13 protein-coding genes and 3 pseudogenes are annotated in these 16,787 nt (G+C 66.6%); 8 read left to right on the forward strand and 8 right to left on the reverse strand.

The genetic code is table 11. The features are described from left to right. The first annotated feature begins 81 nt into the window (after positions 1-81). From STRTUCAR8_RS26180 to STRTUCAR8_RS54530, 4 genes and pseudogenes are all read left to right on the forward strand, one after another. On the forward strand, positions 82-1,149 hold the full coding sequence (locus tag STRTUCAR8_RS26180) for a helix-turn-helix domain-containing protein (RefSeq protein WP_006379150.1): 1,068 nt from the start codon (positions 82-84) through the stop codon (positions 1,147-1,149). A gap of 87 nt (positions 1,150-1,236) precedes the next feature. Then, positions 1,237-1,785 (forward strand): hypothetical protein, encoded by a 549-nt coding sequence (locus STRTUCAR8_RS26185; RefSeq protein ID WP_158697465.1) that lies wholly within the window; start codon positions 1,237-1,239, stop codon positions 1,783-1,785. A 171-nt stretch (positions 1,786-1,956) separates the two neighbouring features. Further along, positions 1,957-2,772: an SAM-dependent methyltransferase gene (locus STRTUCAR8_RS26190; protein ID WP_006378933.1), complete on the forward strand. Its 816-nt coding sequence runs from the start codon at positions 1,957-1,959 to the stop codon at positions 2,770-2,772. Between the two features lie 118 nt (positions 2,773-2,890). Beyond that, a pseudogene (locus STRTUCAR8_RS54530) lies at positions 2,891-3,756 on the forward strand (transposase); the annotation flags it as partial. A gap of 20 nt (positions 3,757-3,776) precedes the next feature. Here the strand turns inward: STRTUCAR8_RS54530 and STRTUCAR8_RS26200 are convergent. The 3 genes from STRTUCAR8_RS26200 to STRTUCAR8_RS26210 all read right to left on the reverse strand — a co-directional run bounded on the left by STRTUCAR8_RS26200 (position 3,777) and on the right by STRTUCAR8_RS26210 (position 7,660). Beyond that, the gene (locus STRTUCAR8_RS26200) at positions 3,777-5,975 is read right to left on the reverse strand and encodes a recombinase family protein (protein ID WP_006379131.1); all 2,199 of its coding nucleotides are present in this window, start codon (positions 5,973-5,975) and stop codon (positions 3,777-3,779) included. 452 nt (positions 5,976-6,427) lie between these two features. Next, complete coding sequence (locus STRTUCAR8_RS26205) at positions 6,428-7,333, reverse strand: helix-turn-helix domain-containing protein (RefSeq protein WP_006378581.1); 906 nt, start codon at positions 7,331-7,333, stop codon at positions 6,428-6,430. Positions 7,334-7,423: 90 nt separating this feature from the next. Next, positions 7,424-7,660, reverse strand: a complete 237-nt coding sequence (locus tag STRTUCAR8_RS26210) for a DUF397 domain-containing protein (RefSeq protein ID WP_006378571.1) — start codon at positions 7,658-7,660, stop codon at positions 7,424-7,426. A 330-nt stretch (positions 7,661-7,990) separates the two neighbouring features. On the opposite strand from STRTUCAR8_RS26210, the gene STRTUCAR8_RS55820 reads away from it, so the two are divergent. Then, complete coding sequence (locus STRTUCAR8_RS55820; protein ID WP_078507321.1) at positions 7,991-8,416, forward strand: ATP-binding protein; 426 nt, start codon at positions 7,991-7,993, stop codon at positions 8,414-8,416. Positions 8,417-8,703: 287 nt separating this feature from the next. Here STRTUCAR8_RS55820 and STRTUCAR8_RS26215 read toward each other — a convergent pair whose 3' ends face one another. Beyond that, complete coding sequence (locus STRTUCAR8_RS26215) at positions 8,704-9,789, reverse strand: integrase core domain-containing protein (protein WP_044472844.1); 1,086 nt, start codon at positions 9,787-9,789, stop codon at positions 8,704-8,706. Between the two features lie 776 nt (positions 9,790-10,565). On the opposite strand from STRTUCAR8_RS26215, the gene STRTUCAR8_RS52775 reads away from it, so the two are divergent. Further along, positions 10,566-11,027 (forward strand): hypothetical protein, encoded by a 462-nt coding sequence (locus STRTUCAR8_RS52775; RefSeq protein ID WP_006378827.1) that lies wholly within the window; start codon positions 10,566-10,568, stop codon positions 11,025-11,027. Positions 11,028-11,041: 14 nt separating this feature from the next. On the opposite strand, the pseudogene STRTUCAR8_RS26225 reads toward STRTUCAR8_RS52775, so the two are convergent. Then, positions 11,042-11,377, reverse strand: a pseudogene (locus tag STRTUCAR8_RS26225) (ISAzo13 family transposase); the annotation flags it as partial. Between the two features lie 51 nt (positions 11,378-11,428). On the opposite strand from STRTUCAR8_RS26225, the gene STRTUCAR8_RS26230 reads away from it, so the two are divergent. Together STRTUCAR8_RS26230 and STRTUCAR8_RS50215 are read left to right on the forward strand one after the other, a co-directional pair. Beyond that, on the forward strand, positions 11,429-12,727 hold the full coding sequence (locus STRTUCAR8_RS26230; protein ID WP_158697467.1) for a protein kinase domain-containing protein: 1,299 nt from the start codon (positions 11,429-11,431) through the stop codon (positions 12,725-12,727). Positions 12,728-12,801: 74 nt separating this feature from the next. Continuing rightward, positions 12,802-13,799, forward strand: a pseudogene (locus STRTUCAR8_RS50215) (IS5 family transposase). 402 nt (positions 13,800-14,201) lie between these two features. On the opposite strand, the gene STRTUCAR8_RS26245 reads toward STRTUCAR8_RS50215, so the two are convergent. The 3 genes from STRTUCAR8_RS26245 to STRTUCAR8_RS55180 form a co-directional block, all read right to left on the reverse strand. Next, a complete protein-coding gene (locus STRTUCAR8_RS26245; RefSeq protein ID WP_044472848.1) occupies positions 14,202-15,404 on the reverse strand; it encodes a hypothetical protein in 1,203 nt (400 codons plus the stop codon). Continuing rightward, the gene (locus STRTUCAR8_RS26250; RefSeq protein WP_006378783.1) at positions 15,401-16,012 is read right to left on the reverse strand and encodes a DUF4365 domain-containing protein; all 612 of its coding nucleotides are present in this window, start codon (positions 16,010-16,012) and stop codon (positions 15,401-15,403) included. Before STRTUCAR8_RS26250 ends, STRTUCAR8_RS26245 begins: the two co-directional genes overlap by 4 nt. Before the next feature lie 638 nt (positions 16,013-16,650). Then, positions 16,651-16,779: a hypothetical protein gene (locus STRTUCAR8_RS55180; RefSeq protein ID WP_267889082.1), complete on the reverse strand. Its 129-nt coding sequence runs from the start codon at positions 16,777-16,779 to the stop codon at positions 16,651-16,653. Positions 16,780-16,787: the final 8 nt, after the last annotated feature.

Genomic DNA, 16,787 nt, shown 5'->3' on the forward strand with positions numbered 1-16,787 from the left:
CTCGCTGGTTCCTCTTCACGGTGTGCCGAAGATCTGCGGTGATCCGGAGAGAAACCCGGACAGTGCGTTCCTGGAGGAACGATGCCATCCAACGGCCCTCAGTACGGCAAGTGCCGGTACTGCAAGCAGCGCTTCGAACGGCCCGATAAGCCTGGCCGGAAGCAGGAGTACTGCAACCCCGGCTGCCGTCGGCGTGCTCAGCGCGAACGCGGCCGCCAGGTCACGGAGCAGGGCAGCCCGCTGCCGCTCGGCCGGAACATCGCCGAGTCCGTGCAGGTGCTGGCGCAGGGGCTGCTGGCAGCGGAGTACGACGAACAGGGTCTCGAGGACCTGCTGCGCCGGGCCGGCGAGCTGACCAAGGAAGTGGAGTACTACGTCTGCGCCGCGGTCCATGACGCACGGATGAGCGGCGCCGGCTGGGAGACGGTGGCGGAAGCGGCCTCGGTGAGCGCCGCGACGGCGCGGGCTCGTTGGGGTGGGAAGACCGTGGAGCGGCGGCTCGAACTGCGGGCGAGTGAACGCGCGTCCGCCCGTCCACGCGAACTCGCGCCTCAGGCAGCGCAACTGCGCGGGGACGGCCAGGAGATCAGGCAGCCGTCCGAGCGCAGCTCGGGCAAGCTCGGTGCCGCCCTGTCACATCTGCACCGCTGCAGCCGGTTGACCATGCGCGAGGTCGCTGAGCAGACCGGGCTCTCGCCGTCCTATGTGTCGCGGATCCTGTCCGGCGACCGCGTGCCGGCCTGGCCGGTGGTGCAGGCGCTCACCGATCTCTTCGGGGGAGACCCTGACGAACTGACCGTGCTGTGGGAGAACGCCCAGGGAATCACCCCGGCTGCACGGCAGCCGATCCCGGATGCCATGGCCCGTCTCAAAACCGCCCTTCGGGGCCTGTACCTCGCGGCAGCCTCACCTCCGCATGCCCGCATCCACAAAGCGAGCGGCGGCGTGCTCAGCGTGGCCGTCGTCAAGGACATCCTCAGCGGCCAGCTCGTTCCGGACTGGAAGACCACGGTCGCCTTCGTCCGCGCGATCGGCGGGACCCCTGCCGATATCCGCCCCCTGTGGGAAGGCGTGCACTACGCCTTTCTGGTCTATATGGATCCGCCGACGGACGAGGACGCCGGACCACCGTCACCGGGACCGGGATGAGACACCGGCAGGCAGCAGAACGATCCGCCCAAGCCAGGACTGAAACACCCCATGAACCGGATCCGCTCAGCACCCGGGAGACCCGCGATGGCCAATCTCTTGGGCCCGCGCCGCAGTACCGCCCGCGCCCGCCCGCGACAGACCCATCAGGCACCGGAGCCGCCACGGCGGCCGGCGGGCCTGGTGATAGACCCGCCCCCGGAGTACACCGCCTTCTGCCTGCTCTACCAGGACAGCTACCTGCGCTACGCCCGGGCCCGCCTGACCGATCCGGGGCTGAGCCGCCGTCTGGTGGAGAGGGCTTTGGGCCTGGTGGCCACCAACTGGGCGAGCGTCCTGGCCAGCCACTGCCCCGCCGCGGAAGCCTGGGACATTCTCGTCTCGGTGATCACAACCGTCGTCCGGCAGCGCCCCGCCACCGGGGCCCGGCCCTGCAACGCTGTCTACCGGATGCTCTCGCCCCTGCAGGCGGATGTCGTCATCCTGCGCCACCGCCTGTCCCTCAACGACGAGCAGGCAGCCGACCTCATGGGCGTTGAGGAACCCGTCGTGGCCAGCCAGCTACGCATGGCGCACCGCAACCTCCCCCAGGGAGTGGCAAATTCACTGCCGGCCGCTCCCGGCGCGAAAACCTGACTCGCGCACGCGAAACCACTCGCCACGACCGCACTTCACACAAGCAGGAAATCTCTCACCATACCGCTCCCACCGCCGATTGCGCCTGATCCTGGCCCGCGGCACCGGTATTTCTCTACGATGGATATTCGTTGACCCGCGTGCCGTGTTGACACGGCAGTGAGGGGCTGGATGAACCACGCAGAGACGCCGCTTTCCCGCACCATCGATGTCACGCGGCCGAGCCTGGCCCGGATGCACAACTACTTGCTCGGCGGCAGGGACAACTACCCTGCGGACAGGGCAGTGTGCGAACAATTGCTCGACCGCGCCCCTGATGCGCAGGTCCTGACCATCGACAACCGCCGCTTCCTCGAACGTGCCGTCCACTGTCTGGCACTGGAGCACGGGGTACGCCAGTTCCTCGACTTCGGATCGGGCCTGCCAGCCCAGGACAACGTCCACGAAATCGCCCAGCGCACCGACGCAGCCTGCCGCGTGGTCTACATCGACAACGACCCCATGGTCCTGGCCTACGGCCGCGTCCTGCTGGAGGACAACGGCCAGACCGTCGTCGTCCAGGCAGACCTGCGCGATCCCGAAGCCATCATGGATACCCCTCGCGTCACCGGCCTCATCAACTTCACTCAGCCCGTGGCCTGCCTGCTCGTCTCCGTCCTGCACTGCATCCCCGACGACGACGACCCGTCCGGCCTGATACGCCGCGTGGCGGCCCGCCTCGCTCCTGGCAGCTTTCTTGTGATCAGCCAACTGGTCAGCCAGGACCGAGCAACCCGCTGCTCCCTCACCGATTTCATGCACGAGAGCACGGAGGGAAACTGGGGACGTGTCCGCAGCCCCGAGGAAACGAGCCGTTTCTTCACCGGCCTGGACGTCCTGGCCCCCGGACTCGGAGACGTGGCGAACTGGCGGGTCGGCGCCCGCTTCGCCTCCCGCCGGCGAACCCGTGAATGGATCGAATACGGAGGCGTCGGCCGTGTCCGCTGAGGCGCTCACATCGCTTCGCCGACAGCACGCTTGTGCCGCACTAGGGCCTGTTCCAGGTTCGGATCATTGGTTTGGGGATTCGCCGGTGCCGGGTGGCTGGGCCTGGTAGTTGTCGAGGGTGGCGCGTGGTGATCTCTCTGATGCCGAGTGGAAGTTGGTCGAGCCGTTCTTGCCGGTGGGCGAGCGCGGCCCGGTCCCTGACCTGCGGCGGCTGTTCAACGCCGTGATGTGGCGGTTCAGGGCCGGGTGTCCCTGGCGGGACGTGCCTGAGGAGTACGGCTCCTGGTCGACCGTCTACGGCGCGTTCCAGCGCTGGGCGGTGGCCGGGACCTTCCGGACGCTGATGGAGGGGATGATCGCCGAGGCGGCGGCCCGCGGACAGGTCGATCTCGACCTGGTCAGCGTGGATTCCACGGTCGCCCGCGCTCATCATCACGCGGCGGGAATGGCCGTCGATCCCGAACTGCTGGACGAGCTGGAGAAGGCCGTCACCGAGGAAAAGGGGCTTCTCGAAAGGGCCGAAGCACGTCGATAGTGCCGCCGGACGAGGACGGCGACGACGTGGTGCGTGAGGAGCGGCGGCGTTTGCGGCGGCGGCGCAGAGCCCGGCTCCGTGCGGCTGAACTGGGCCGTTCCCGGGGCGGACTGACCACCAAGACCCACCTCGCGGCGGAACGCCGGTGCCGGCCACTGTCGTTCATCGTCACACCGGGACAGGCCGCCGACAGCCCCCGCTTCGTCCCGGTCCTGGAGGGCATCAAGGTGCGTGGCCCGGTCGGACGCCCGCGCACCCGGCCCGGCGCCGTCGCGGCGGACAAGGCGTACTCTTCCCGCGCCAACCGCGCCTACCTGCGGCGACGCCGCATCCGCGGTGTCATCCCGGAGAAGACCGACCAGGCCGCCAACCGCAAGAAGAAGGGTTCTCGTGGCGGCCGCCCGGTCGGTCACGATCCGGATCTGTACAAGGACCGCAACACCGTCGAGATGAGCAAGCCTCAGTGCTGTCATACGTGCGGTTCGACGTCATCGCCGTGGCTTCCTTCCTCGTTTCGGATTATCGTCGCCTGCTGGTGGTCGAGCCAGGCTTGTCGTGGTCGGTGGCCGCGGGACTGCTGGTGGAGCTGGCGGAGTCGCTCGACTTCTGCGGGGTCGGCGTGGATGGTCCAGGACCGCCGCTGGTCGGTGAGCTGGTGGGCAGTGACCCAGTCGCGTTTGATCCATCCGAAGAGCGTCACCCGGGGCATGCCGAGCTCGCGGGCGAGGTCGGTCAGCCACCACTCGTGGCGGCCGAGTGGTGCGGCTCCCCGCCGGAGGGCTTGTTCCTGCTGGCTGACGCAGCCCAGTTCCTGCAGCAGCATGCGGACGCCCTGAGTGCCGAAGTGTTCGCGGCGTTTGGGCGGGCGGAAGCCCTCGGAGTTGAGGATTTTCGCGATGGCCGGGGCGGAGTGGCCGGCTTCGGCGAGTTCGCGGGCCCGCGCGGCCAGGCGGGGAAAGTAGCTGAGCTGGTCCAGGCGGGCGACCGGACGGACGAGTTCGCCGGCGGTGCAGTGTCCACCGGCCCAGGTGACCTGGACGGTGACGCGCTCGCTGTCGCCGACGACGGTGACGGCAACCCTCTCGATCAAGTGCCTGGTCAGCTGTTTTCGGTCCGCATCGGTCGTGGTGGGTGCCTGCCAGACGGAGGGGAGGTCGGCGGCCAGGGCCCGGATCTGGTCACGCTCGGTGACGGTGAGGATGCGGGGCCGGGCTGCGATGAAGCGGTCGTACTCCTCACCGAGCCGCCGCCGTTCGGCCAGCGCATGCTCCCACTCCTTCTCCAGTTCCCTCACCACCAGGCGGTTCTCGGGCTCGGCCAACTGATACTGGCGCCGGGCCCGGTCGGCCGCATAGCCCGCTCGTTCCAGACGCTGCTGCCAGATCCGGTCCACCTCTTTGCGCCGGTGCTGGGCCTGCTCGGCCGCCTGCAGCGAGACCTCCAGGGCGGCCGGCGCCATCGCTGCAAGCAGCAGACCGGTCACATAGCGGTCGACGCAGATCCCGGACAACTGCTGGCACAGCTCACCGCCGTAGTCGGCCTTCGCCCGGCTGCACTCGTATTTCGGCCACAGCTTTCCGCCCTGGCCGCGCTGGTAGTGCACGACCATACGGGTGTCGCACCGCCCGCAGAAGACCAGCCCGACCAGCAGGGCCGGCCCGTCGCGCAGGGCGCCCATGCTCTGGGAACGGGCCCGGTTCGCCTCGATCCGCGCAAGGTTGCGGTCATGCCGCTCGGCGCTGATATAGGCAGGCAGGACGTCGGGCAGATAGACCAGCCAGTCCTCGGGCGGCTTGCGGACGCGCCCGGTGAACGGGCGTCCGGCCACACGCCGGCGGGGATCGGTGCGGCTGCGGCCATAGACATAGACCCCGGCATAGGCGGGGTGGCGGAGCATGTTCTGGATCACTATCCGGCTGGGACGCCGCCAGGCCAGCGTCCCGCGTTCGGGGCCCTCCCGCACCCGGATGCCTATCTGGATGCCGTGGTCGACCAGGAACCGCAACACCGCGTTGATCGTGGCGAGTTCGTCGAACAGGTCGAAGACCAGACGGACCACGGCCTGCACCTGCTCGTCCGGATCACGCACGACCTGACCGTCCGGGCGGCGCAGATAGCCCACGGGCAGGGGCACGGCCAGCTCGCCGCGACGGGCCTTGCCGATCCGTCCGTTCCACATCCGCTGCTTGATCAGATGCAGTTCCGCCTCACTGATCGTGCCCTTCAGTCCCAGCAGCATCCGGTCGTTGTGCTCGGCGGGGTCATAGACCCCGTCCGGGTCTGCCAGCAGAGCACCCGACAGCGCGCACAGCTCCAGCAGTTGATGCCATTCGCGGCCGCTGCGGGCCAGACGCGACATTTCCATGCCCAGCACCAGGCCCACATGGTCCAGGCCGACCTCGGAGACCAGACGCTGGAAGCCGGCCCGCTCCACGACGCCGGATGCGGAGTGGCCCAGGTCCTCGTCGATCACCAGGACCCGGGAGGCAGCCCAGCCCAAGTCGACGGCCCGTTGCCTGAGTCCGTACTGCAGCCGGGTGGACTCGGCATGATCGAGGACCTGCTGGGGAGTCGACTGACGGACATAGATCACCGCGAGCCGGTCACGATGCCACGGCTGGATCTTGCCCTCAATCCGATCCCACGGCGCTGCAGCCGTCGTGCTCACCGAGGTCACCCCCGTCCTGCCCGACCGGGTCCGCCGCGGTCACCATCCGTGCAGCCAGCACTGCCAGCAACCGCACCACCAGCTGGCGGTTCAGTTCCGGAACAGCTCCCCACTGCGGAATCTGGGGAGCTCAGCGGCGACATGTCCGTCCACTGACCCTCACCGCCCTCTTCGTCATCAGCCAGCCGCTCACGCAACTGCCGAACAAAAGCAGCGGTGTTGAGCAGGCCATCAACCCCTACGACAGGCCTGTTCCCCGCCTCGGGCACATCTATGTCGGCATTACGGCTTGCTCCTTGAACGCTGCATCAACAAGATCAAGGAGTGGCGGGGCCTTGCCACCCGCTACGACAAGACCGCCACCAGCTACCTCGCTGGACTCCACTTACGCGGTGCCGTGATCTGGATCCGCAGCCTCCAACCCGCAACATGATCCGAACCTGGAACAGGCCCTAGCAGTAGCGGGTGATCGCCTCATGGATCCGCTTCAGCGAGGCTTCCGGGCACTCCGCCGCGTTCAACAGCCCGTCCAGGACCGACCTGTACCGCTCCGTCTCCCTTTCCTTGTCCAGGTAGAGAGCGCCAGACCCATGCTCCAGATACACGATCTCGGGCAGCGACGCCGGGTCGAACCGCAGATGCGTGAACGGAGAGCCGGTCGTGACCCCCTTCGGTGCGTCGGACGGAATGATCTGCACCTGTACGTTGGGCCGCTCGGCCAGCGCCGCCAGGTGCTGCAACTGGCGGTACATCACGGCCCGCTCGGCCACCTGCCGGCCCAGCACCGCCTCCTCCAGCACAGCCCATACCTTCGGCCCGCCGGGGTAGTCCAGGATTTCCTGCCGGGCCAGGCGCAGTTCGACCCGGCGCTCGATCGTCTGCCGGTCCGTCAGCCGGTCATCTCCCTGCACCACGGCCAGCGCGTACTCCGGCGTCTGCAACAGCCCCGGCATGAGCAGCACCTCGTAGGTGCGGATGAGGGACGCCGCCTCCTGCAGGCCGATGAACTTGTCGAACCATTTCGGCAGCACATCGTCGAACTCGTGCCACCAGCCGGACTGGTTGGACTGCCGGACCAGCTCGCGAGACTCGTCGATGTCCTCGACATCGACCCCGTAGAGGTACAGCAGATCGGCGACATCACGCCCCCTGAGCGGGACTTCCCCGCGCTCCAGACGGCTGATCTTGGACGCGGAACAGTCGAGACGTGCACTCGCCTCTTTCGGGCTCAGCCCGGCCTCGGCACGCAACCGCCGCAGCTGCGCGGCCAATATCAGACGCAGCGCCGTGGGATTGTGCCGGTGGGAAGGAAGAAACCGTTCCAGCTTCGGCAGCCTGTTCGGCCGGACAGCGGACATGCGGACTCCTGCAGGGGACCAAGAAACGGAGGCCAGTTTCCCACCACAGAGCCCGCAGTGTGCCCCAAGGGCGTTTTGTCCCCTCAGGGCTCAGCCGGCCAACGCGTCGAACTCGCCGTCCTGCGCCCCTGCGAGGAACGCAGTGAACTCGGCGCGGGTATAGATCAGAGCAGGCCCTTCGGGATCGCGCGAGTTGCGCACCGCGACCTCACCGCCGGGGAGTTCGGCCAGTTCGATACAGTTGCCCTCCACTGCACTGCGCCGGCTCCTGAGCCACGTGACACCCTGGAGTGTGCCGGCGCCGACACCATTGACGATCTGCTGCATTGTCGCCTTCTCTCGCTATCGTGTCCGAACGCTTCCTTGTTGACGATGTGATTGATAGTCACGGTGGGTACATGTGTTCCTTCCCTCCACCGGGGCATGCAATGCCGCGAAGCAATTGCATCGACGGGTGGGCAGCGAGGATACTGGCTTGCAGCAGGCATTCTTGACACCGCCCAACTGGGCATCTCGCGGGGGAGATGAGCAGTGTCGACACAAGTGACCACTACAGCGTGTCACGCAGAAAATGTTGACGATGCACCGGAATCGGTCGAATCTGCAACGGTCGGAGCGGGCCTTCCGGACCTCCCGGACGGCGGCGACTGGGGCCTGATGCTCGGAATCAGCGCAGCCGAATTCGCCGCCCGCAGCTTCAGCGCGGACTCGTCCGGCCTCCAGCATGCACGGAACTTCGCCCGAAATGTCCTGTGCGAATGGGGGCTTACCTCGCATATCGACGACGCGGTCATCGTAATCGGTGAGCTGACCGCCAATGCCGCCCAGCATGCACTGCCGGCACCCGGCCCAGAGGAAACCGCCCCCACTGCCTGGCTCGGGCTCGTCCGCAGGCACCAGGCTGTCATATGCGCCGTGGCAGATCCGAGCCCTTGCCTTCCTCGACCTCAGCAGCCAGAGCAGCTCAGCGAGGGCGGACGCGGACTGAGGATCATCGAAGCACTGAGTTCATCCTGGGGACACTCTCCGCCGCAGAGCTCCGGAAAAATGGTTTGGGCCAGGGTCTCGACCCGGCCGCAGTAGTAGTTCAGGCGACACCCGGATCCCTGTGCTTGCCGGAAACCTCATCCATGCAGGTGAGGGCGGTTCAGGGGGCAAGGTACTCGCGCGACTGGTGGTCGCCCCGGCATGATTGATGGCCGGTCGTGCTGCTGCGACTGGCCTATCTGGGTGTGACGAACGTGTTCGCCCGGCCGTGGGGTCACAGTGACCCAGGGCGCCGGACCACTCGGCAGCATCGGTTTCAACTGGGACTTCACCCCGATGACGGCGTGGACGTCGTGTGCCGTTCGGAAACTCGTCGCTGCTGGTCAGGCCGCGTATCTGTACTCGTTGATCACGCCGCCGAGCACTCGAGTGCGTAGGAGCCGGTGAGCGGTCGGAGCGGTCAGGGGCGCTGGGTGTTCTCGGGCGAGCGGAGGGAGCTGTCCCCTGGCCTGGTGTGAGCGATGACCGTTGTAGTGCCGGGCATAGGCATCGAGGACCTGCCGAGCGTGCGTCTCGTTCCATATCAGCAAGTGGTCGAGGGCCTCGCGGCGCAGGGTGCCGATAACCCGTTCACAGCGCGCGTTCATCCGGGGAGCCCGAGGCGCGGTCCGCACGACCTCGATGCTGTCGGCTGCGAAGACCGCGTCGAAGGACTCGGTGTACTTTCCGTCCCGGTCGCGGAGCAGGAAACGCAGCGACTCGACCCGCACACCCAACACGACGGCAAGATTTCTCGCCTGCTGCACCGCCCACGCCCCCGTGGGATGGGCGGTCACGCCGGCGATGTGCAGCCGGCGTGTGCCGTGCTCGAGGAACACCAGCGCGTACACCCGGCGCAGGTCGACCAAATCGATGTGCAGGAAGTCGCAGGCGATGATCCCTTCAGCCTGCGCGGTCAAGAACTCACGCCACGTCGGCCCGCTGCGTCTCGGGGCCGGATCGATGCCGGCCGCCGTCAGGATCTCCCAGACCGTCGTCGAGCCGACCAAATGCCCGAGCCGAGCCAGTTCGCCCTGGATCCGACGGCAGCCCCACCGCGGATTCTCCTTGGCCAGCCGCACCACCAGCGCCTTCACCGCTCTCGCCGTCGACGGTCTGCCAGACCGGGTCCGGCGCTTGCTGTAGTCCCACTTCCGGGCGATCAGCCTGCGGTGCCACGCCAACAGCGTCGCGGGCGTCACCGGGAGCACCTGCGCCCACCGGCGCCGCGGGATCAGTGAGGACAGTGCCGCGAACCACAGCCGATCCGCCGGCTCGTACCGCACCGGTGCCGATAGCTGTCTGCGCGGCACCGCATTCTCGTGGCGCAACACCAGCAATTCCGCGTCCTTGGCCATGTCCCGGCGCAGCAGCACCGCCGGGACCGCGAGCAGCTTGCGTACCACCCGATAGACCAGTGAAACGATCACCCAGGCAGGGCTCCAGCAGACCGCGATGCCGCGCCAGACCGCCTCCGAGCAGCAGCGATGAGTTTCCGAACGGCACAGGCCCGCCCTTCCCCTCGCCACAGGAATCGCCGTCGCTGGCTGGCGCCGAACCCGCACGACCACCGACACCTACGCCCAACTCCTCGAAGCCACCACCCGCCTCCACCTCACCACCCTCGCCACCCAACTCGGCATCACCCACACCGGTGCCCCCACCCCCGCTCTCGGCGATACCCTCACCCACCACCTCCACACACAACCCCCAGCACCCAACCCTCACTGACAGCCACCAGCATCCGACCCCACACACCGCCGACCAGGACACCGGAGACCGGCTCCCCGGCCTAACCAACATCAACGGCCCACCTGCCTCGCCCCTGCCAGCAGCGTCTGCCAGAAACGTTCAGGGCCCTAACCTCGGATGGAGGGCAGGACCCTTGTGGGCTCGGCGGGAGCCCGGGAGAGTGGGTCAGACGAGGGGACACACCCAAGGGCCCGCGGAATCCGCCAGGCCACCAGGCCCTTGCGCCCGGCATGGCGGATCGTCAGCCGACGCAGGAAATGGCCACGCTCCTGAGACAGAAGCATGGCCATCGGCGTGAGAAAGAGCAGAGAGCCGCAAGCCACAGCGTCGGCATATGACGAGCGTTCTGAAATCCCACAGTCAGCCTACGAGCCGACAGTGACACGGGCACCTCGACGCCGCGTGCGAGCGGGGGCACGCTGGAAAGCCAACAGCTCAGCTCCGAGGGGTGCCGATGGAATGGGTCTCGCTGGCCAGCACCATCGTGGGCGGAGGAATCGCTACTGCATCGGCCGGGATCCTGGATCAGCGCCGATGGAGACGAGAACGAGGCGACCAGAACACCGAAAGTCGCCGTTCGCTGTACGTCTCCTACCTCGCTGCTCTCGCATCGGCTCGACACGCGTGCCGTGTGGCCGTTCGCGAGCCAGATCCCGACCCTCAGCAGCACAGGCGCGCGGTGTGGGAAGCGCTCGAGGCCTGCACCAGCCTGCGATACGAGCTGTCGATCTGCGCGCCGCGCTACGTGGTCGAGAAGTCCGACGATTCGTTCCGGCGACTTCGAGACCTGCGCGATGTGGTTACTGACGGATTCAGCCAGGACAGCAACGAATACGTCACCGGGCGGCGTCGCTACGACCGGGCATACCAGGATCTTAGGGATGCCATGCGTAAAGACCTCGGCGCCGATACCTAAGGGCTTGCAGCTCATTAACACGTTGTCTTGATCATGCTACTGGAGTCGCTGCTCAGGGCTCGAACCCGAGCCTGGAGGGCCGTGAGGGCAGAGGGCGGAGTGGCTGCCGACGGAATGACGATGCTGTGCGCTTTCAGCAGCGTCCTGATCTTCAGCAGGGTGCGGTGCATGGCGGTCCTACTGCTGTCGAACAGCACGGCGCGGGGTTCCGCGGCCAGGGCGACCCGCAGGTGAAGGACGGCTGCCAGGACCTGGTCGGGGAAGGCGAGCCGGGGCGGGCGGCCGCGCTTGACGTCGCTGTGGAGGTCCAAAGTGTCGGTGAGATCGCTCAGTTGCTGCCGGGACATGCCGGCTCGATGAAACCCAGACCGCACACCGCGGACGATCCGTACGCTGGGCAGATGGCAAAGGGCAACAACTACGCAGCGGGCGTTACAGGTTGGCGAGACCTCGGTCCCCTGAACGCAGACCCGAAATCGAACAAGAAGTTCGTCCGGCGCGTTCAACGCCGGACAACCGGCGAAGAAGCGGTCCTCAAGCACCGGTCCGCCGCACCGGAAAGGGCCCGCGGAGCCCGGTTCCATGACGAAGCCACAATGATGCACCGGCTCACACGGGAAAGCGTCACCGGCGTCCTGCCCGTCCTCGACATCGACGCCGGCAGCCAGCCCGCCTGGTACGTCATGCCGAGGGCCCGCCTGCTCCAATCCGTCTTCACGGAGACGACGACACTCCAGGAAATCGTCGGCCACATCCACGCACTGACGAAGACACTGACTGAACTCGCAGCGCGAAAGTACTACCACCGGGACATCAAGCCTGACAACCTCTTCTGGCACGACGGCCGACCCGTCCTCGCCGATTTCGGCATCGCCTACTTCGGCAAGGCCAGCGTCACCGTCGAGGGGGAGAAACTGGGCCCCCTGTGGTTCATGGCCCCCGAGATGCGCAGCGTGACCCAGCAGGAACAGGGCAGCATGGCCGATGTCTACTCCCTGGCACAGACCCTCTCGGCGTTCATCCACCCCCTCGGCGAACTGCCACTCCCGGGAACCTTCCGGGCCGGCGCCACGGACTACGACCTCCACAAAGGCTGGAAGGGAGACGTCGGCTTCGTCCTGGACGGCCTGGCCCACGTTCTCGAAGCAGCCACGAGGAACAACCCCTCCGAGCGCCTCAGCATCGACGGCCTGGAGGAGGAGCTGCGCCTGTGGCTCGCCTCCGCAACCACCTGGCCCCTGACCAGGAACACCGGCTTCCGTAGGGGCTGGGGCCCAGAAGACGACGCTATCCGGGACGAGGCGGCCGTCCGCGCCGCTATTCGCCGGACGATGGACATCCTGATCAATGATTTCGACTTCCACAGCGAATACGAGGAGCATGCTTCCCAGGACGCGCACGCGCCGAACTCACTCGGAACGTATGGATGGGCGCCCAACTCGGACTACGGATTCAACCCCGATGGCACAGTGAAATTCTCGATCCCGTATCCCGATGGCGACCGCAGAATACTGCTCGGGGCGGTCATGCACGGCCGCGAAGTTTCCTTCATCGCCGAGATCCACAAAAAGGCAGACGACTACAGCTGGAACCTCGAACACAGCTGGCCCGAAACTGCCTGGGGCCGGATGCGGCTCCCCTCCGCCACACACGCCCTGCACGGACTCACGCAACGGGTCCGCAGCAGGATCGAGTACTAGGGCCTGTTCCAGGTTCGGATCATTGGTTTGGGGATTCGCCGGTGCCGGGTGGCTGGGCCTGGTAGTTGTCGAGGGTGGCGCGTGGTGATCTCTCTGATGCCGAGTGGAAGTTGGTCGAGCCGTTCTTGCCTGTGGGCGAGCGCGGCCCGGTCCCTGACCTGCGGAGGCTGTTCAACGCCGTGATGTGGCGGTTCAGGGCCGGGTGTCCCTGGCGGGACGTGCCTGAGGAGTACGGCTCCTGGTCGACCGTCTACGGCGCGTTCCAGCGCTGGGCGGTGGCCGGGACCTTCCGGACGCTGATGGAGGGGATGATCGCCGAGGCGGCGGCCCGCGGACAGGTCGATCTCGACCTGGTCAGCGTGGATTCCACGGTCGCCCGCGCTCATCATCACGCGGCGGGAATGGCCGTCGATCCCGAACTGCTGGACGAACTGGAGAAGGCCGTCACCGAGGAAAAGGGGCTTCTCGAAAGGGCCGAAGTACGTCGATAGTGCCGCTGGACGAGGACGGCGACGACGTGGCGCGCGAGGAGCGGCGGCGTTTGCGGCGACGGCGCAGAGCCCGGCTCCGCGCGGCTGAACTGGGCCGTTCCCGGGGCGGACTGACCACCAAGACCCACCTCGCGGCCGAACGCCGGTGCCGGCCGCTGTCGTTCATCGTCACACCGGGACAGGCCGCCGACAGCCCTCGCTTCGTCCCGGTACTGGAGGGCATCAAGGTGCGTGGCCCGGTCGGACGCCCGCGCACCCGGCCAGGCGCCGTCGCGGCGGACAAGGCTTACTCCTCCCGCGCCAACCGCGCCTACCTGCGGCGACGCCGCATCCGCGGCGTCATCCCGGAGAAGACCGACCAGGCCGCCAACCGCAAGAAGAAGGGCTCGCGTGGCGGCCGCCCGGTCGGTCACGATCCGGATCTGTACAAGGACCGCAACACCGTCGAACGCTGCATCAACAAGATCAAGGAGTGGCGGGGCCTTGCCACCCGCTATGACAAGACCGCCACCAGCTACCTCGCTGGACTCCACTTACGCGGTGCCGTGATCTGGATCCGCAGCCTCCAACCCGCAACATGATCCGAACCTAGAACAGGCCCTAGCCCGCTGGCGGCTGGTGCGGCCTGTGCTGCCGCAGCCGTCCACATCCGCCTACGCGCCGCTGCCACTGATCGCGGCCCGGCCGCCGCCGGAGCCCCGGACACCGCAGATCGTCGCTCTGGAGCGGGCCGAGATGACGGCCGCGCCGCCGACCCGGCTCCGGGTTCGGCCCTGCGGCTGACGATCTCTGAGAGGAGGGCCAAGCCCCCCTCCGCCCGCCGGGCCCGCGTCTCCGCAACTGGGGGCGAAGGCCAGACGATAGGATGATGTGGATCAAGAACGTGCGGGTGTGGTTCAAGCATGATGTGGACGTTTATGCGGCCAGCCTCAAAGAATGGGCGCGGTAACCCGCAGCCCCACTCCGTCGATTTCCCCTATCCGCTAGGAAGAGTCCTCGGGCCCTGACTGACTCCTAGTCGCGTGACGCAGGAAACTTGAGTCGACCACGAGGTCACCCGTCAGGTGCCATGCTCGCCGTTCGAAGCCCAGCATCCCAGTGACGGTGAACGGCAGCTTGCGCTGGTACGCGATGACGGCCCAATTGTGATCTTCGCCGGACAGGGTCATGTGGACCCTGCGCAGCTTGCCATGCACGTCGGCGGTCAGCACGACTGACGCAGTCTCTTCGTCATCAGTTGAGGCCTCATCGCGGCTCAGTGTCTTCACCAGCCCCACCAGGGTCCCTTGCCTGGGTGGCTCTTCCTGTCGGACGAGACGTTCCCGGACCCTGGGCAGTTCTGCCATGACGTCGCGATCAAGCACGATCGTGGCCAGCCCCACATCAGGCCGTGGTACGGCGGCAGCCCACTCGAAAGAGAGGTCTACGGAACGGAGGTGCGGCGCAGCGATGTCTTCTAGCGATTCGATCAGACTGGCGCTTACTCCCTGGCTCCCGGGGGCGTCGATCACCCGCTCATCCCACTGTCGGCTTAGCCGTTCGGTGGTCTCTAGTCCACGGGCCAGCGTTTCCATGACTCGCCTAGGAAACCGCTGGAGGCTGTCCGCTGGCTCAACGCCGACCTCGGCGTTGGTCGAGGGAGGGGACTCACCCAATCGAGTGACGATCGTGAAAACGAAGCTTCCGCTCTTGGTGTGCCCAAGTCGCACGTCTTCGTCCAAGAAGTCCGAGACACCAGAGGGCAGTCGGCCACGGTGTGGATGCGAGGGGGATGCAGCGGTGGTCGCTGCCGCCCTCATCATCTTGTACAGCGCTTGGATGGTCTTCTCGGCCTGATGGAACGGGATCGTTCCATCCGTCATGGTTTGGTCAAGCCGGACGAAGAAGAGATCCGCATGAGTACCGATGATGTGCTCGTGAAGCTCTTGAGCGTCCCAGTTGTGGATGTACCCCAGCGACTCCAGGGTCTCCTCGAACCGCTGTTGGAAGTCTGTGTACGCGGTGGCGAGCGGGACCATGATGCGACCTTCGAGGGCGCCGCTACTGGAAGTGAGGCGCCAGATCTCGCGGATCTGTGCCTGCCGAGTCTCAAGTTCCCAGTCGTGGGCCGCCAGGAACTGAGACACCGCGCTAGGCGTAAGCGTCGAGGCGACCTCTCGGTAACTGCTGAGCTCGGTAACGCTCACCTGGCACCTCCCTCGTTGTTCCCGATGTTCTCCATGATGCGGAGCAACTGCTCAACCGTGAACAGGTTACTTCTGGGGAGGTGGACTGTGTGGGTCGACTCCGACGTTGTCTCGCCCGGGAACTCTGACGCTGCCTGCCAGAACATGCGACTCTCGGTGATCAGACGGTTCTCATCGACGTCTACCCACCGAGTCGCGTCTTCTGGAAGTAGTAGCACTCCCAGATAGGCGGGGATGTGCCGTTTTCCGTCGTTCCCCCTCACGAGCTTGCGATAGGGCTTGACCTTCATTGGCCATGCCAGGTGCTCATCCGTGAGGCGACCGTGCTGGATCGTGGCCTTCAGTTGCAGATCAAACTGTGGGCCAAGAATCCTCTTGTACTCCACGGACGACGTGATGGTGAGATCTACGCCCTCGTAGTCCGTGTCGTGCGTTTTGACGGCACAGCCAGCTGCGTACGTGATCATCCGAGTGAACGCGAGGCTGATCTGCTCTTCGCGCGCACTCATGGGCAGCTGCCCGTCTACCAAGTCTCGCGCATCGCTCTTTCGGGCGTCGAGGCGCGCGAGACCTTCTGGGGTCGACGGGTCATCGGCGTCGCCTGCCATCTTCCCCCCCTGCCCTGTGGGGATGAATGTAGCGGGACAGCTGACGTAGGAGGAAGCTACTGGATCGTGTCGGAACTCGGCCGGGCGGATGTAATGCGCGGCGGCCAGTCACCTGGCGTAACCCCGGGGGCTTGCCTGAACCAGCCACTACATGCCGAGGTCCTTCGCGCGCTCCGGCCAGGACGCCTGAGCCGACATCATCGTCTTCGACATCCGTTGCATCGTGCCTGCTGTAGGGATCTGAAGGCAAACCTGCACCGGCCGACCGCGGTCCTGACCACCACTCGGGTCCAGGCCCCCTACTCCAGGTGAGCATTGCATAGATGAACGCAAAGCAAGTGAGAAACCGTATAGAGAATATTCAGGAAGAAATACCCATCGGGGACTCCGCGCGACGGAATCGCGGAAGCACGGCAACACTCTCGGCACCACCGGCCCATCCATGGCCGACCCCGCAGACACGCTCCGGCCCTCAGCCCAGGGACGACACACAGCGTTCGTCAGGACCGTTTCCCCTCCCGACCCTGCGACGCCTGCCGAGCGCCTGAGCAACTCACAGGCTGCAGCCGCGGCCGCTGTCGCCCTCCGTCCGATCCCCGCAACTGCGTGGACTGCGGCGAGCGGTGGCCGAGCCAGGCTTACAGTTCGAACAGAGCCATCGGCTCCTTCGCGTTGTAGAGCTGGCTGGCGATCGTGGACCGGGCCCGGTGGCTGGTGATGTTCCCACGCACATCGGCGGCGGGGGCGCCAGCCCTGCGGCAGAGCATGGGGATGA

It is taken from the genome of Streptomyces turgidiscabies Car8 (assembly GCF_000331005.1).
Taxonomy (GTDB): Bacteria; Actinomycetota; Actinomycetes; order Streptomycetales; family Streptomycetaceae; genus Streptomyces; species Streptomyces turgidiscabies.

Excerpts from the sequence above, each read along its gene's own strand:
- STRTUCAR8_RS26180 (WP_006379150.1), top strand. The coding sequence starts at position 82 with ATGCCATCCAACGGCCCTCAGTACGGCAAGTGCCGGTACTGCAAGCAG.
- STRTUCAR8_RS26185 (WP_158697465.1), top strand. The coding sequence starts at position 1,237 with ATGGCCAATCTCTTGGGCCCGCGCCGCAGTACCGCCCGCGCCCGCCCG.
- STRTUCAR8_RS26190 (WP_006378933.1), top strand. The coding sequence starts at position 1,957 with ATGAACCACGCAGAGACGCCGCTTTCCCGCACCATCGATGTCACGCGG.
- STRTUCAR8_RS26205 (WP_006378581.1), bottom strand. The coding sequence starts at position 7,333 with ATGTCCGCTGTCCGGCCGAACAGGCTGCCGAAGCTGGAACGGTTTCTT.
- STRTUCAR8_RS26210 (WP_006378571.1), bottom strand. The coding sequence starts at position 7,660 with ATGCAGCAGATCGTCAATGGTGTCGGCGCCGGCACACTCCAGGGTGTC.
- STRTUCAR8_RS55820 (WP_078507321.1), top strand. The coding sequence starts at position 7,991 with ATGCTCGGAATCAGCGCAGCCGAATTCGCCGCCCGCAGCTTCAGCGCG.
- STRTUCAR8_RS52775 (WP_006378827.1), top strand. The coding sequence starts at position 10,566 with ATGGAATGGGTCTCGCTGGCCAGCACCATCGTGGGCGGAGGAATCGCT.
- STRTUCAR8_RS26230 (WP_158697467.1), top strand. The coding sequence starts at position 11,429 with ATGGCAAAGGGCAACAACTACGCAGCGGGCGTTACAGGTTGGCGAGAC.
- STRTUCAR8_RS26250 (WP_006378783.1), bottom strand. The coding sequence starts at position 16,012 with ATGGCAGGCGACGCCGATGACCCGTCGACCCCAGAAGGTCTCGCGCGC.
- STRTUCAR8_RS55180 (WP_267889082.1), bottom strand. The coding sequence starts at position 16,779 with ATGCTCTGCCGCAGGGCTGGCGCCCCCGCCGCCGATGTGCGTGGGAAC.